Annotated in this window: 1 protein-coding gene; it reads right to left on the reverse strand. The window is 52.4% G+C overall.

Annotation, left to right across the window (positions count from 1 at the left end; genetic code table 11):
- Positions 1-36: 36 nt before the first annotated feature.
- On the reverse strand, positions 37-18,645 hold the full coding sequence (locus tag FN782_RS14855) for an SDR family NAD(P)-dependent oxidoreductase (RefSeq protein WP_142506588.1): 18,609 nt from the start codon (positions 18,643-18,645) through the stop codon (positions 37-39).
- Positions 18,646-18,727 lie beyond the last annotated feature (82 nt).

Below are 18,727 nucleotides of genomic sequence, written 5' to 3' on the forward strand. Positions count from 1 at the left end.
ATGAGGAGAACCCATCGTTCGATACGTTCCTTATCTTTATTTTGCCTCTTTTTCCATCACTCCCTGATCCGCCAACAGCGAGGCCAGTTCACGAATAGTACGGCTGTTGGCAATCATGAGTGGTTCGATCCCATCTCCATAGCGTTCCGTCAGTTTATGGTGCAAATACATAATATTGATGGAGTTTAAGCCATACTCGCTGATATCGGTATCGATGTCAATCTCCTCTTCACTCGTTTTTAACATCTGTGCAACGATGTGAACCAGCTGGGAGATCACCTGCTCCTCCCCGTGATTCGCCTGATGCTCTGCTTTCACTGACGCGTCAGGTGGTGTGGATGCCAAATCGGCAACACCCATTTTCTCAAGATACTCCGCCAACTGACTGATACTGCGCAACTCCATGATGGTTAAGGGGTCCAATCCTTTTCCAAAGGTTTTGCTCAGACGCACGATCAGCTTCATGGTGTCGCTGTGGTCCATCTGCCACTGTTGATCAGGGTCCAGTTCGTCCCCATCCACTTTCAGAATCTCCCCAACCATCCGGATGAGGGTTGATTGAAGCGGGCTCTTTTCCAATTCTGGCGACGACTCCGATGCAACTTGTTCTTCATCATCGGAAACGCAATCATTCAGCTTCACCCAGTAACGGGTACCGGCAAACGGATACGTCGGCAGGGAAATCCGTTGGGGACGCTGACCTGCCGAATACAGAGCCTGCCAATCAATAGGAGCCCCTGCGACCCACAATTGGGCGATCTTTTGCAAATTTCGGGACATTACAATTCTCTCCAACAGCTTCGCCCCATCTGCTCCGCCAAACCAGGACTCCCAATCTCTGTTCGCTTTGCGGATATTGCCCGCCCAGAAGGAAAACGATTCTCCGTCATCATTGAGATAGCCGTTCAACTGATCGATCAATTCTTTTTCACTGGATGCCACCAGCGCCAGTCGTTCCGCCATCGCTTCCCTGCCTACCTGCAAGGTGTAGGCAAAGCGGCTGAGCGTAAAGGCAGGGTCGGGCTCCATCTGCTGCTTCCGCAGATATTTCAGCATCTTCATTGCATAGGCCCGTAACCGTTCCTCATTGCGCGCCGACAACACAACCAGTTGTGGCGATGTGTCTAAGTGGAGCGACTCCGGTACGGCTGGAGGCAGATACTCTTCCAGCAAGACATGGGCGTTCGCCCCACCCGCCCCAAACGAGCTGATGCCTGCCCGTCTTGGAGCGTGCACATCTTGACCATTCTCCCTGATAACAGGTCGTTCCCATGTTGCAAGATGCTGTTGGACAGAAAATGGCGTGTTGGCAAAATCAATCTTCGGGTTTAACGTCTCTGCATGCAAGGAAGGAACAAGTTGTTGATGCTTCATCTGCAAAATCACTTTGGTCAACCCGGCAATCCCCGCAGCCGATTCCAAATGGCCAATATTGGTCTTGACCGAACCGAGTGCGCAGGTTGTCGGCGCTACGTTTGATGAAGCAAAGGCATGACTGAGACCGGCCACTTCAATGGGGTCTCCCAGTGAGGTGCCTGTCCCATGCGCTTCGATATAGCTGATCGTACGCGGATCAATCCCTGTCCGTTCCAGGACGTTGCCGATCACTTGGGCTTGTGCGTTGGGATTGGGAACGGTATATCCGCTGGTCTTGCCCCCTGCATTGATGGCAGAACCTTTAATGACCGCATGGATCGGGTCCCGATCAGCGATGGCGCGGTTCAGCGGTTTTAGAACCACCGCTCCTACGCCCTCCCCCGCAACAAATCCATCGGCTCCATCCCCAAAGCTTTTACATTCTGGCGAATCTGTGATCATATTCATATCGGAAAGACGCTGGTAATGCATGGGATGCAGGATCAGATTCACCCCACCAGCGATGGCCAGCTGACATTCTCCCCGTTTGAGACTTTCACAAGCGAGATGTAACGCGGTGAGGGAAGAAGAACAGGCTGTATCCACCGCCAAACTGGGACCAAAGAAATTAAAACGGTACGATACCCGGTTGGCGATCGACCAAGGGGAGGAATGAGCTCCTGTCACTTGTCCTTTCCCGTACGCTTCCCCGCTCAACAGTTCATAGTCACTATTCATTACACCCACAAAAACGCCTACTTCGTGATTGATCTCTTGAAACTGCTCCTCCGTATAACCCGCGTCTTCAAAGGCGCTCCACGCTGTTTTCAGGAACAGGCGGGCCTGAGGGTCCATATTTTCGGCATCTTCGGGTGTAATATGGAAAAAGAGGGGATCAAACTGATCGGCCCCTTCAATAAAACCGCCCCATTTGCTGTTGTGCTGTCCCTGATGTGCTTTCCAGTCCCAACGATCCAGGGGTATTTCACGGATACTGTGTTTCCCTTGTTTAAGATTGTCCCAGAACGCATCCAAGTCTTCCGCTCCTGGATAACAGCCATCAAGCCCGATAATGGCGATATCTTCTGTGGAGACCGATGGTTCTTGGTTGACGGATGCCTCTTGCGGTTCGGGTGGATTCAGTTCCACCGATGCAACAGGCTCGCTCTCTGTCTCCACCACCTGATGGAAGCCAGACAACGCCAACACCTGTGGGCGATGCTCTGTGACAAAGTATTGGGCCAGCATCTGTACAGTCATATATTCAAATAGCAAGGTGGATGGAAGGGAGCCAAAATCCTCTTCCAAACGTTTGATAATCTGCATGCCCACCAGGGAATCCACCCCGACCCGTTCAAACGTATCGGTTAGGGTCAGGCGGTTTTTCGGAATTTTAAGCACCTGGGCAAACACATCTTTGATATAGTCCACCGTCCACTCAAACAGTGCTTCCTCTGCCACGGTGCAATTCTCCTGTTCACCATCCGTTGCAAGCACCGCTTCGTCCATCCCGGTTGCTGACGTCCCTGCTGTGTGGACCACATCTGTCTGACCATCGCTCATTCCTACAATAATACAATGTGGGGAACGGTCGGGTTCGAGATCAGGCAGCCCCCATACCTGGACATCCTGGAATCCGCCTTCTTTCAACGCTTTTCGCCATAGCGAAGCGCTTAACAGCGGGGAATCCGGAAGGCGCTTCGTTTCATCCGCAAACCGCCACCATCCGTCCGTGAGACCAAATGTGAGATTGGCGAAGGAAAGTGATTGCGTCGCTTCATTGACAAGCATCCACCCATTCGGTTTCAACAGTTCCTTGACATATTGAAGCGTCCGCCCAATCTCTCTGGTGGCGTGAAGCACATTGGCACTGAGGACCAGGTCAAAGCTGCCGGGCGCATACCCCTGCTCTTTTGCCGGTCGCTCACAATCCAGCACTTGGAACTGGACAAACGGATAATCCGCTCCATAAACGCGTTCCCCATGTTGCGTAAAACCCGACGAAACATCGGTATAAACATAGCGTACATGTTTGCTGACATCCCGGATCGCCTCCAACACAAACCGACTGGTTCCTCCTGTACCCGCTCCCAGCTCCAGAATGCGGATCTGGGCTTCGGGATCGCGTTCCAACCGTTTTTCAATATAGTGCTTCACTAGATGAGCGACAAGCGCATTGAAATAATCGGCGATCGGATAACCGTGATACACCCCTTCAACCAAAGCCATCGAGCCTTTGGGAAACAGAACCTCCATCTCGTTTTTGCGTCCCCTCAGCACGTCGGGATAGTGATGGAGACAAACCGATAACAGATTGAGATGGGGAGCAATGTGTGGATACTCGGCGATCAAACGCTCTTTCTGTTCCGTCAGGGTGGTCAGCTCCCGTTGAAGTTCCGCACAGTCAATCAAGGGGGTTGTCATGATCACCTGTGTGTCCAATCCGGTGTTTCGCTTGAGGAAGCCCGCTTGCACCAAAACATCCAGCAACACATCCAACAACCGGTGATATTTATCGGTTATGCCAAGGCGTCTTTGCAGTTCTTGGCGCTCTACGATTTCACCACTGTGCAAAAATGTCCCCATCCGCTGGAACGTTTGCAACAATAGGCGTTGCGCCCACTGATCCATCTGCCTGAACGCCTCCTGGTACCGTGTGAGGCTTTCCCCATGATCATAGGAGAACGGCGGTAACGTTTGCGCGGGAACAACCGGGGCGGGAGTGCCGTTTGATGGTGGTCTTCCTTCTGGGAGAAGGTTAAACTTCGCCCGCAGTGCTTCCGGCTCCCCCTTCAGCACCGCCACCTGTGAAACGTTTCGCCCTTGGGCGAGAATCCGCTCCAATGCATCCATGCCTTCGTTCGGTTCAATCGAATGGATGCCCATTTTGCCCAGCTGTTCGTTGTATCGGTCACTGGAGACCACACCCACACTGCCCCAGTAACCCCAATTGATAATCTTGACCGGGATCTCTTCCTGTCGCTCGATCCTTTGGGCATACGCATCGATAAAGGTGGATGCGGCCGCATAATTGCTTTGTCCCGCCTGACAAAGGAAGGACTCCGCCGAGGAAAAGATCATCAGAAAGTCGGGCTTTTCTTCCCGCAGGACACGGTGGAGCACCGCAATCCCCCTCACTTTGGGCGCCAGTACCTCGGTAAGTGTCTCTTCCCCCATATTGGCAATGGTTTTGTCCTTCAGCACAATCGCGGAGTGAACGGCTCCATCGATCCCCCCAAAGCGGTCTTTTGCCTGCTGGTTTACTGCACGCATGCTTTCCAGATCGCAGACATCTGCCTGAAGATAAAGGGCTTTTCCTCCCAATGCTTCAATTTCAGCCAGTTGGCTTTTCCGAACTTCATCCAGCGCACTCCGACCGACCAGAACCAGCTTGGCCGATACAGTACGGGCCAGATGTTTGCTGAATTCCCAGCCAATACCGCTCGCCCCACCGATGATCAGATAGACCCCTTTCGGTTTAAACGGTGAGCCATCCTGTGGCACAGATGGGAGTGTGACAGGCTTTAATACCCGTTCCATCCGCTGGCCATTTCGGATGGTGATTTCTTTTGGTTTCTTGGAAAACGGTTCTTGAAGAATCCGCTCGGCTAAAGCAGACAGAGATGCCTCGGATCGCTCGGCGGAGCAAATATCGATGCATCGTACAGACCAATGGTAATACTCCTGGGCCAGCACACGGGCAAATCCTTGCAAACTGGCACTGTGCGGCTGGATGTCCCCATCTGCCGCCACGCCGTATGCATCCGCCGTTACCAGGGTGAACTGGATCGGTTGATGCCCCATTCCCCGTTCGTGTAAGGATTTTACCAACCGGAATAAGGCAAGGACACCCCGATGTTGTTCATCATCCAGAGCGGCAAGAGCCGACTCATCCGTCTCCATTTGGGTGCTCGTCCCCTCCATACTACCGAGGAAACAGATTTCATCCACTTGCGGAATACGGGACATCTTCTCGGAATCGTCAAGATGGACATGTACTACGTTTTTCCCCTGTTGTGCATACGCCTCCGCAAGGGCCTGACCCATGTCACCCACGCCATCTGAGGGATGGATCATGCATACGGTGCGAGAACTTTCTGATGGATGTGAACAGGTTATCAGAGGGGATGACACCCAGTGTGGCAGATACAACATGGAATCCAACGGTAAGTCCAGATTCCGCAGGGTCAGGTCGCTCCACTCAGCACAGACGGTCCCCTGTTCATCCAAGAGTGTAACATGGAAGCGATCCCTTTCTCCCTCCTCCCGTTTCACATAGGCATATCCCTGTTTGGATAACGGTTTCCACACATTCCCTTTACCCACTGAAAACGGCACGGGGGTTTGCGATGCATCATCCTTTTCCAACAATACCGACACACATTGGAATGCGCTATCCAACCAGCCTGGATGCATGATGTAGGAGGAATCACTGGCCTTTTCCGGCAACGCAATCCGACCGAGTGCTTCGTTTCCATTCCATCTCACTTCTTGCACCCCGCGGAATGAACCCAGGTAGGTGACCCCCCGCTCCACATGCTTCTGATAGAGTCTCGCCGACTCCATCCGGTGGGTACATCGGGCCTGGACATCCGCTATGGGAACAATGCCTTCATTCACATTCTCCCCGCTTCTGGGAATCAATTCCCCTCTAGCATGCAGGATGCGTTCTCCGGAGGAAGCGTCCCGGCTAAATATTTGGATGGAACATCCATTCTCTGTCTGTTTTGCGACCAGCCATATTGCTTTCTCCCCATCCTTGATTTCCAGCGGTTGTAACCATGTCAACCGCTTCAAATGACAGGGGTTCCCTCCTGTGACCAGTCTGCCTGCCTCCAGCGCCATTTCCAAATAACCGGTCCCAGGAAAAAGCGGGGAACCCAACACTTGATGATCTCGCACCATCCAATCCCTGGAATCAACCGTTGTGCGAAAGGCGATGCCTCCCTCCGCCATGCTTAACGCCGGGTCCATGCGGTCCAACAGAGGATGAAGTGTTTCCACATCCATGTCATCACCTTGTCCCTTTTGCGGCTCTGCCCAATAATGCTCCTTGGCAAAAGGATAGCCCGGCAATGCAACCCGATGCGGACGGTGCCGATGATCTGTATACAAGAGGGACCAATCCAGATGGGCACCGGACACCCACCATTCGGCCAATTGCTCCCATTCCCCGGTTTGCAGGGCATGTTGAATGGCATCCGGGTCCGGTTCCGCCTCCGTCTCTCTCTTCTTAGCATAAGGGGCATGACTACAGGTAAAGCTTACCCCATCCGGAGAAGGATGCCCTTGACAATAGGCCGTCAAAGCGGTTACCACATCATCCAGTCCGGTCGCTGCTATGATGCAACGTTCCTCAAAAGCGGTCCGTCCCAGTTGCAACGTATACGCCAAGTCCTCCAAAGAGAGATCCGGATGCTGCTCAAGATGTTCCAACAGGGATTGAGCCACATCCTGGAGTTGCTCTGGATTGCGCGCGGACAGGGGGATCAGATGCTGTTCCCGCTTTTTTCCTCCCTGCGGTGAAATGGAGGGTTGATATTCCTCCACAACCAGATGGGCATTGGTGCCACTGAAGCCAAATGAGCTGATCGCCGCACATCGGGGGGAATCACTGGTCCAGTCAGACAACGCTCTGTTCACATAGAACGGCGTCTCTTGGAAACGGATGTGTTCATTCTCCTCAGAAAAATGGAGCGAAGGTGGCAGCTGTCTGTGCTTGAGAGACAGCAATACTTTGATCAAACTGGCCACACCTGCGGCCGCCGACGTATGTCCTATGTTTGTCTTTACCGAACCGATGGCGCAAAATTGCGACTGATCGGTAAAGGCGCGAAATGCATCGGTTAGCGCCTGCACCTCAATGGGATCGCCCAGCTTGGTACCCGTTCCATGGGCTTCCACATAACTGATCCGTTCCGGATGGATACCATATTGCTCATACACCTCAACTTCAAGCGCCTTTTGCGATTCAGCGCTGGGAGCAGTCATTCCGTTGGTTTTTCCATCCTGATTGAGGCCTGATCCTTTGATGACCCCATAGATCGTGTCGTGATCCCGGATCGCATCTTGCAAGCGTTTGAGGACGACGACCCCCACTCCTTCTCCTGGCACAAACCCATCCGCCCGCTGGTCAAACGTTTTGCATTTTCCTTCAGGGGACAACATGCCCGCATTGCTCATCTGAATATAGGGGGTTTCCGTCAGATACAGCGTCACACCTCCGGCCAACATCATATCGGTTTCACCCTGGATCAGGCTTTGACAAGCTAAGTGCACCGCCACCAATGACGAGGAACAGGCTGTATCCAATTGCAATGCCGGTCCTTTGAGATTGAGCAGATAGGCAATTCGCGATGCCAAAATGGAATGGGCATTCCCGGTCATCGCCTGTGCTTGGGCAGCCCGCTTCGGTTCCCGCTGCAATATCTCTTGATAGTCACCATTCATCACACCGACACAGACACCGCATTTGATTTGATCAAGAAGTTCTGCCGAATAACCGGCATGTTCCAAAGCGTGCCACGCCTGCTCCAAAAACAGCCGCTGCTGTGGGTCCATGTACTCCGCTTCCGAGGGTGAAATATTAAAAAATAAAGGGTCAAACTGCTCAATCCCGTTTAAAAACCCACCCACTTTCACATGCGTTTTGTCGGTTTGGCTGGAATCGGGATCATAGAACCGCTGGGCATCCCACCGCTCCTTGGGCACCTCTGTAATTGAAGAGATCCCCTGTTTCAGATTGGACCAAAATTGACCAATATCATCCGCTCCCGGAAATTTGCCAGCCATCCCGACAATCGCCACATCCATTCCAGCCGGCTTGGCTGATGGGGGTTCCACAGCGACAGGCGGATCGCTTGGCGCTTTATCGTCTTGCTCCTGTTCCTTTGGAGCTTCCCGCTCAACAGGACTCCCGGCTGGGACCGGTTCATCCGAATCCCCTTGAGAGAGGATATATTCTGTCAATGACTGGAGTGTGGGATGGTCGTAAAGGCGCACTGCCTTCAATTTCATATGGAAAGTCCGATTAATCCCTTTCACAAATTCCGTCGCCAGAATGGAATCCAACCCCAAGTCTGTAAAGGTCTTCTGCTCTTCAACCTGTTGTTCCTCGATATACAACGTATCGGCGAGCAAACTGCGAAGCTTTGCTTTGATCTCCGATTTCCGGTTACCATTTACCACCGTTTCCTTTCGAGAAGCTTCTCGCTTCTCGTTCCCTTCCGGTGAATCAGGAAAAGTGATATCGCCGTCCACTCGATTATCCAGGTGTTCTGCCAACGCATGAAGTGTCACATAATCATAGACCCGCACGGTTTCCAAATCCGTACCGAAGGCCTGATTGATCTTCTTGACAAACTCGACCGCCAGAATGGAGTCCAATCCCAGTTCCGTAAACGTTTTGCGCTCATGAATCTCCTGTTCAGATACAAGAAGTGTCCCAGCCAACAGCGTTTTCAGCTGTTGCAGAATGACTTCCCGCCGATTGGCTGAGCCATCTGGACGATGGCTGTGCACGGTCCATTTGCTCGGTCGCTTGTCCACACCTCTAGAGGGGATGGCACCCATTTCCTCCGGTAGCGCCAGTTTCAATTTATTGTCCACCTTTGGCACCGGCTCTGCCTGTAAGGGTACCGGGGAATCGTCAAGGTGAACCTGCGGGATCGGTTTCGGTTCAACGGACACCTTCCCTTCTGATTGCGACGCTCTCAATGTTTTCGTGGGCTGACGGCTGGAAAACCAATGCCGCTTTCTGGAAAACGGGTAGGTGGGCAAAGAGAGTCGCATCGGTACTGTAGCATATAATCGTTTCCAATCTACCTCCACCCCAGACACCCACAACTGGCTCAACTTGGTAAAGCGTTTGTTTTGAATCAGCATTTGGATATACGCTTGACCCTCTTCCCCGTCAATCAACAGCCCACCATGTGGCTGATCATCCTGGATGCACCCTCGGACCATCCCATCGATGTTTGTTTCTCCCGCACAGAACCGAGTCAGCTTCTCTTGCAGTTCCTCAAGGCTGGAGACTGTAAACGCCAACCGTTCTTCCATCGATTCCCGACCCACTTGCAGGGTGTAAGCAAGCCGTTCCAGCGTGACCGACGCAGACTGATTTCGGATTGTCTTTTCCACATAGGCAGACAACTGCTCAGCCATCGCCTGTAAACGGTCTGCTGTTTTGGCCGAAAGAAGAATGATGTGCGGTCCTTCATTTGTATGGGATGGGTTTGGCGCTGGCGGCGCTTCTTCAATCACCACATGCGCATTCACTCCACCAAATCCAAAGGAACTGATTCCCGCCACCCGTGGCAAGACATTTCCTTCACTATCGGTAACCGCTTCCCATTCCGTCAGCCCTTCGGCAATGGCGAAGGGGGAACCTTCCAGATTGATATAGGGATTCAGCTTCCGAAAATGAGCGTTGCCGGGAATTTGCTTATGCTTCAGAGCCAACAGCACTTTGATCACACCTGCAATGCCGGCAGCCGCTTCCAAGTGACCGATCTGGGTTTTTACCGCTCCAAGTAGGCAATGTTTCTTTCCGGTATCCGGAATGCCCGCCTCTTCATACAACTGGTGGAACGCCTTTTTCAAACTGTTGATCTCAATCGGATCACCCAAACTGGTTCCCGTTCCATGTGTCTCAATATATCCAATCCGGTCAGGGGAAAGATTGGCCTGGTGGTAGGCACGAACCAACAGATCCGCCTGGGCATTTGGGTTAGGAGCGGTTAACGAATGGGCGCGCCCCCCGTGGTTCACACTGGAACCCCGGATTACACCATAGATATGGTCACGGTCCTTAAGCGCCCGTCGGAGCGGCTTGAGCAGGATGGACCCACTGCCTTCACCGCGCACATAACCATTGGCCCGTTCATCAAATGTCCTGCACCGTCCATCGGGACTCAACATACCCGCTTTATTGAATGAGATGTAGAGCGAAGGACTTAACAGGAGGTTCACCCCGCCTGCAATCGCCCATTCGCAGTCCCCTCTCTGCAATGCGTGTACCGCACGGTTAATGGCTACCAGCGAAGCAGAACAGGCTGTATCAATCGGTTCACTGGGTCCATGGAAATTAAACAGATAGGAAATACGGTTGGCCAATATGGAATGCAGAGTGCCTGTGGAGGTATGTGCCTCAATCTCCACTCCATGCTCTTTCAATAAGTCGTAATAGTCTGATGTGGACACACCCACAAAGACACCCGTTTTGCTTCCCCACAGATCGGACGGCCTGTATCCTGCATCTTCAATCGTTTGCCAGACCGTTTCAATAAACATGCGTTGCTGGGGGTCCATCAGGTCCGCTTCACGTGGGGAGATGCCAAAGAAGGATGAATCAAATCGATCCACCCCATCGATAAACCCGCCCCATTTCATATTTGCCTTGCCAGATTCCTCACGAAACGATTGCCAATGCCTGCGTTCCTCCGGAATTTCGCTGATGCAATCCTTTGTGTTCATCAGGTTCTCCCAAAATGTATCGACTCCATCCGCTTGCGGGAATCTGCCATGGACCCCGATAATGGCGATTGCCTCATCACCGCCTGTCCACCGCAGCGACTCCTCCTGCTCAACCTTCTCCACCCGTGTTTGTTTGCTGTCATCCGGGCTGTTCTCCGCCTTCCCCGGATGGGAAGTCTCTTCCGCCACGTTTGGTTGGGTTTGTCCATCCACCCGGCGTAAGGCGTCCTCATGTTGGCGACAGAAATATTCAGCAAACGAGTAAATGGTGGGATATTCAAAAAAGACCGCCGGTGTCAGATCAACTTGGTACCGATTATTGATCCGCTGGACAAAATCCGTAAAGGCCATAGAATCAAATCCGTATTCGCCCAGGTCATCGTGAATGTCCATTTCTTCAACCGGAACCTTTAACAGATCGGACGTTTCCCGGATCAGCCAATCCTGTAACGGCTCCAGCAAGGAACGGTTGGGCTCTTTGCTTTGCTGCATCATGGTGCTTTCTACCAACTCCTTCTCTTTCGCTGGCGGTTCTGTTGGAACCAGAGGGGGTTCCGTATCGGATGAAAGAGGTTCCGCTTCCTCAGCGGCGGGTTCAATCCAGTACCGCTTCCGGGCAAACGGATAGGTGGGCAACGATACGCTTTTCCTCGGTTGCCCCTGATAAAAGCTCCACCAGTCAAGGTTGGTTCCGGTTACCCAGTGTGAAGCGACAGTGGCCCATTGCCTCTCTTGCAACAACCGGTTTTGCTCCGCCCCGCTCAGCTTGGGGGAGCGCTTTGTTTTTACATTTCCAACGTATACTTCTGCAATGTCGGATTCGTTTTGTCCAATCCGCTCCAGCTTCTCTATCAACTCCCCCATGCTTCCGGCGACAATGGCGATGCGTTCCTCCAAATGCTGACGGCCGGTCTGCAATGTGTAGGCTACATCCGCCAGCCGGGGTATCTCCGCGGTCGACTGTAAGAAAGCCGCCAGCTTGTCCACATATTCGGCCAGTCGATCTCTGTTCTTTGCCGATAGCAGGATCAGTTCCCTCTCCCCATCCACAGGGTCCTGTTTCTGAACCGGAGCAGAATATTCTTCCACAATCAGGTGAGCATTGGCCCCTCCGGCACCAAATGAGCTAACTCCAGCAATCCTCGGTCGACCTTCCGGCGGGTTCCACTCCAGTGGATCATTCACAACATAGAACGGTGTCCTAGAAAAATCGATATGGGGGTTTTTCTTTTCACTGTGAAGACTTTTGGGAATGCGCTGATGCTTCATCGCCAAGAGCACTTTCATCAGGCTGGCCATGCCCCCAGCCGCTTCGGGATGTCCGATGTTGGATTTGACTGAACCGATTGGGCAGGACTGCCGTGCTTCAGTATAACGCCTGAACGCTTGGGTTAAACCATTGATTTCAATCGGATCGCCCAGCTCCGTTCCCGTTCCCTGACACTCCAGATAGCTGAGATCATCCGCCGTCACACCGGCCCGTTGCCAAGCTTTTAACACCAGCTCGGTATGCGCATTTGCTTGCGGGATGGTAAAACCGGCGGCTTTGCCACCATGATTGACCGCTGAACCGCGGATGATGCCATAGATGTGGTCACCATCCTGAACGGCTTGTTTCATTGGCTTGAGCAGGATTGTCCCGATTCCCTCCGCCGGCACATACCCCGTTGCATCCGCACCGAAGCTTCGGCAACGGCCATCAGTCGATAACAGGCCCATCTGGCTCAGATAAAGATACTTGGCCGGATGAAGCGACAGATTGATCCCGCCTGCAACGGCCATGTCACAATCACCATTCAGGATCGCTTGACAGGCGAGATGCACAGCCACCAATGAGGAAGAACACGCTGTATCGACGGCCATGCTCGGCCCCTTAAAATCCAGCAGATAGGAAATCCGGTTTGCAATCGCCCAATAGAGAGAACCTGGGCCAACATAGCGGTTTTTGGCAAACCCTTCTTCGGTGGCAATCATGGAATATTCATTCCACATCACCCCTGCAAAGTGACCGATCACCTGGTGGGTATAACGTTTGGGATGACCATACCCCGCATCCTCCATGGTTTTCCAGACAGACTCCAACAATAGGCGCTGTTGTGGGTCCATCTGTTCAGCCTCTTTGGGTGAGATATTGAAAAACAACGGGTCAAACTGGTCCACTCCATCGAGAAACCCGCCCCATTTCCCATAGGTGGTGCCTTTATTGCGCGGGTTGGGATGATAATAGCGATTCGCGTCCCAACGGTGGGAAGGGATTTCTTCCACACAATCGCGACCGGAGATGAGATTGCGCCAGTAGGTATCCAAATCCGGTGCTTGCGGAAACTGTCCATTCATCCCGATGATGGCAATGTCATAACCTCGGTTTCCGCTTTCGCTTGGCTTCACCTTAACCGGAATCTCCCTCGTGTTTACCGGCTCCTTTCTCTCCACCCCTTCATCCAGCAAACCTTCGTCATATGCATCCGTTTCGCCGGCAAAATGGGTGAGATCCAGTTGCCCTTTTTCCATCCGTTCCTGGAAGTACTGACGTAACTTTTTCACTGTCGGATAGTCAAACAGCAAGGTAGGGGGCAAGTTATCCACTTGGGTGTTTAACGTGGCCATAACTTCCTGGAGAATGACAGAATCCAATCCTAATGTGAAAAAGGATTCCTCTTCATCCCATTCTTCCGTGTCTAAACCGAGCTTGGAAGCGACCAATTCAACAACATACGCTTCCAGCGCCTGTAAGCCCGTTTCCTGATGCTCTTTGGTTCGCTCATCATCCATCGGTTGGGACATCGTTGTTTCTCTCGCCTCCTTCTCTTTACATACCATGATCTGCGCCACCCCTGGCTTGGAAGCCAACATGCAACAAAAGAGATCGGCTCCTTCCCGCTGGGTGATCGGATAAAGGTGACGCGAGGTGAAATTCTCCATCACCTGCTCACTTTCTCCCATCCCGGTGCCGGTCCACAGCGGCCAATTGATGCTGAGACTCCATCCGGGGCTCCCCGATTTACGGCGATACTGGGCAAAGTGGTCCAAAAAGCCGTTGGCGGCCGCATAATCGGTTTGTCCCGCATTGCCGTAGACGGAAACGACGGAAGAGAAAGACACAAAGAAATCCAAAGGTTCCGTCTGGGTAAAGCGATGCAGGTTCCATGTTCCTTCCACTTTTGGCGCCAAGGTGCGCTGAAAGGACGCCCAATCCTTATGGAGCAAAAATTGGTCGTCAACGATGCCACCGAGATGGATCACTCCATGGATGGCCGCATGCTCCCTTTTGACCCGTGCAACCAGTTTTTCCACTTCTGACGGTTGGGCAATATCCGCCTGCAGATACGTTACATGCTTTCCTGCTTTTTGCCACTGGAGCAACGCTTCCTGTTGATCGGCATCCAATGCGCTCCTGCCCACCAGAATAAACCGACCGGGTTGCTCTTCCAACAACCGATCCACAATGGCGCGGCCCACTCCCCCCAATCCACCGACCACGAGAATCACTCCGTCTTCCCTCCATGGCAGCAACCTGTACGTTTCAGGCAGGGAAGCGGCAATCCACTGTTGTATCCAACGGGTTTCCCCTCGATAGGCAACAAGTGCTTCATTCCCAGCAGCCTGGCTCTCCGCAATCAGCTTATCCACCATTGCCATCGGTTCACGTTCAAAATCGATCACACGAAGATCCAGACGCGAACTCTCCTGTTTGGCTGACTGAACCATGCCCGCCACCATGCTGTGTACCAGCCCATGTCCCTGATCCTCCGGTGTGACCATCTGCCCTTCCACAGTGGGAATGACTGCTTGTACCCGGTCAAAGCGATAGTTCTCTTTCATCAACACCTTGAGAAATGTAAACCAGGCTTGGAATGGCTCATCGTATGCAGAAAGCGAACGATCCACCCTCTGCGGGGACGGCAACTGTTCTGCCAGCCACAAATAGTAAAAGGAGACAGACTGCCCGGCTGTCCCCTGTGCCAACCGCTCAAACAAAGCGACATAATCTGCTTCCTCCACCCCATTGATCCGCGGTTCATCTGGGGTATAAGCAAACATCTCTCCAGGGCGAACAAGAACCACTTGTTCATGTCGTTCATAAAACGGACGCAATGCCTGAGCTTTGGCCGGTTGGGTGGTAAAGACAACAGCGATCCCGGCAGTGCGCCCCATCTTCCCGGAAGGGATGGGGGCTTCTGTCCAGGACGGTGTGCGTAACTCCATTCCACCCGGCACGTTGGGGGCAAATGAAGGCTTTTTCATTTTGGCGAAAACCAAGTCATGAAACTGCATCACCCCTAGCCCATCCTCATTGTAGACAGAAAAGCGAAGGGTCAAGTTTCCCCCTGTCCGCCGCATTTCCCGTTTGTGAATGACAACCGTGGACGTTTCCGTCAACTCGCCGGATCGATGCATTCCTCCCAAAAAGCAGGGTACATAAAAGCCATCCTCTCCCTCCATCAGCCCCTGCAAATGCATAGCGGCCAACACGGATTGAAACACACCATCAAGCACATACGCGTTTAGCCCTCTCTGTCCATCCGGTTGGTCCACTTGAACCACAACGGTCTCCTCTGTCTCGTAAATGGCGCGAATCCGCTCCAGACTTTTTCCATAACGATACCCGGCTCGCTTGAGCACCCGATCATAAAAGTCCCGTACATTCAATGACTGAGCGGCGGAACGAAAAGAGGACAAACCGGGGTAATCCGGGGAACGCGTTTCCTTCTCATATGTGCCCTGACAGAGGGAGGTTTGGTGGGTCAGAAGGGTGAACCGATTCGTTTGCACATTTACCTCAATATCCAGCTCAATCTCGTCTTCAACCCAACCCGGCTTGTGCATCACAATGTTGCTCAGCTTTGCAACCGGTTGCCCCACGGCCTCTTTGATGGCCATCAGCCCCAATTCAATCATATAAGCCCCAGGAACCACGTTATTTCCCTGGATCTCATGATCACGGATGATTGCCTCATGGATGGTAACCTTTTTCCGCGTCACGGTCATGGGGCAATCCGATGAAGGAGGCAATGGCTCCGGCTGATCCCTGCGCAACCAGAAACGGCGGCGGTCAAACACATATCCTGGCAATACCGGTTTATGATAGGACCCGACAGGGTACAAACGATGCCATTGAATCGCTGTCCCCGCTTTCCACAACGTGAGCAAAGCCTGCTCAAAAACCTCTTTCGCTGTAGAATCATCATCCTTCCCCAATAGAAGCACTTTCCCCTGCTTTGGTTCCTGCAACGTGCATTCACTTGCTCGTTGAATCCAAACAGAGGAATGTGGCAACATCTGATTCATCTTTCTAAGCAAGGGATAGCTACGCGTCATCCCAAGTGTGCTTTGTTTGGCATTCATCGCTTTTACAATCTCCGCCCGTTCAGGAGAAGTATCCAGCATCAGCTGGACGGCCTGCTCTCTCTCCAGCAACCCGTCCAGCAGAAGATTCACCCATTCATCGATCCGCTGTTCTTGCAAATGCTCTTTTTCCGTAAAGTCCCACTTTTGATTTAATCGCCTCAATGAAACCAGAATCATCACCAACAGGAGTAGCCGCTCAGACGCCGCTGATTTGACGGACCATATCGTCTCGTCAAACAACAGGCCGCGCACGGTGAGATTTCGCGACGCCAACGCCATATCCCACTCTTCCAGATACTTCTTAAATGTAAATTGCGAATCCAACATCAGCCGAGCCTTCGTAATGTAGGTCCACACACGTTCTCGTGTCATGTCAAGTCCCTTGCCCAAAGCATCGAGATATGCCTCACTAAAAACATAGGGACGGACTTCCGCACCGTGAACCGGGTCATAGAAAGCGCGGGTGGGCCGCCTGAGCAACAACTTCTCCCGCTTGCGCGGATGGATCAAACATTGCAACGCATCCTTCAGGTGGATCACTCCGCTGAGCACCAACACCGCCCAAAACCCCTGTTTCTCTCCATAGAGCACCGATGGTTGATAACCCAATTGAAACAGGACGTTGCTCAAACAAACGGTAACAATCAACGAAGCAGCTGGACGAATACGATCCTGCCAACTTCCCCGAAAAAAGCCTTTATACAGCTTTTTAAGTCTTCTCTCCTGTTTCAAGGACTCCCATATTTCATCCAGTTTCTCCCTGAACGGAGGCACGGTCTGATACAGGGTGCGAATCTCTTCAAATCCCCGCCACTCCCTCTCTCCCAACCAAGCATCCATGAAGGGTTGATCCGCCTTGGCAAACTGATCCGGAGCCTCTTCCAACAGTTGACGCAACTCCGCCGTGTTTCGAATAAAACCGCCATAACGATAAGGGTAATTGGCACGTGTATTGGCTGCCGTTTTGCAGAGATCCGCCAAATGCACCTGGTCAAGAGAGAGGTGGTGCAATGCTTTCTTCCACTCCCCGATGACACCGCGCAAGCTTTTCTCCGTTTTGGCCGAGAGCATAAACAGCTGTTTTTCCTCCGGTGAATTCACCGCAACCGTTTTTTCTTCCGGGGTGAAGGCTTCCATAATCAGATGGGAGTTCACCCCACCCAAGCCAAACGCACTGACGCCAGCACGTAATGGAATGCCTTTTCGCACCGTCTGCCAGGGCATCCGTTCACGCGCGACTTCAAACGGCGTATCGGCGAATGGGATCATGGGATTGAGCATGTTTATATTGAGGGATGGGGGAATTTCACGGTGCTGCAACATCAGCAGAACCTTAAACAACCCGGCCATCCCTGCGGCTGCCTCACAATGACCTACATTGGTTTTGACCGAACCGATCATACAGTATTGTTTTTGATTGGTGTATTGCTGGAAAGCCTGGGTTAACGCCTCCACTTCAATTGGGTCTCCCAATGAGGTGCCGGTTCCATGCGTTTCCACATAGTTGACGGTTTCCGGGCTGATCCCTGCGTCTTGATAGGCGGCCAACAACACATCTTTCTGTGCTTCGACCCGTGGCACCGTCATGGATAAGGCTTTTCCCCCGTGGTTGACAGCCGATCCCCGGATCAGTCCGTATATTTTGCTGCGTGTGGCCAGCGCATCCTGTTTGCGCTGGAGCAAAACCACTCCCACCCCATCACCGGATACAAACCCATTGGCATCTTTGTCGAAGGTTTTGCATTGCCCATCCGGACTAAACATGCGATTCTTTGACCAGACAACAAATTTCCAGGGATAAAAGTTGAGATTGACTCCACCCACAAGGGCATAGTCGCATTCCCCATTCAACAGGGCCCGTTTCGCTTCATGCATCGCCACCAGGGAAGAGGCGCAGGCTGCATCAAGGGCAAAGCTTTTCCCGTTTAAACCGAAATAATGGGAAATGCGGTTCGCCAGTGAAAAGGCATATGCCCCGGAGCCAACATAATTCTCAATCCTCACCTCTGGATGGACGGCTTCCAACAGATAATCGATCGATGTCGCCCCGATAAAGACAGCTGTTCTCTTCTTCTGCAATTCACTCAGTGGCAATCCGGAGTCTTCCACGCAATGCAATGTTTCCTCCATTAAAAGCCGCTGTTGGGGGTCCATGTTGTTGGCTTCTCTGGGAGAAAGATCAAACATGCGGTGATCGAAAAGATCAATCCCTTCAATCACCCCGGACCATTTCCCCATGCTTTTATTGGGCTCGTCCCGATCCGGAGAATAGTACTGGTTGTGATCCCATCGACTTGAGGGAATCTCGCGGATCGAGTTGACTCCATTGCGTAGATTGTCCCAAAATGTATGAACATCGTTGGCATCCGAAAAACGACAGGCCATACCCACTACAGCCACTTGTTCCGTTTCCGGTCTTTTTGGCTTTCCGACGATTTTCTTGATTTGCTTGAATGGACTCGACATCACGCTTTACTCCCTCCAGCACACTGAATTCGAAGGATTTCCGGTTCATCCAACACGTCCATGCTGTTGAAAGAACACCGGG

Source organism: Melghirimyces algeriensis (genome assembly GCF_900182565.1).
GTDB lineage: Bacteria > Bacillota > Bacilli > Thermoactinomycetales > DSM-45169 > Melghirimyces > Melghirimyces algeriensis.

What these genes read in the sequence shown, in the direction of transcription:
- FN782_RS14855 (WP_142506588.1), bottom strand. Translation starts at nt 18,645, where the DNA reads ATGTCGAGTCCATTCAAGCAAATCAAGAAAATCGTCGGAAAGCCAAAA.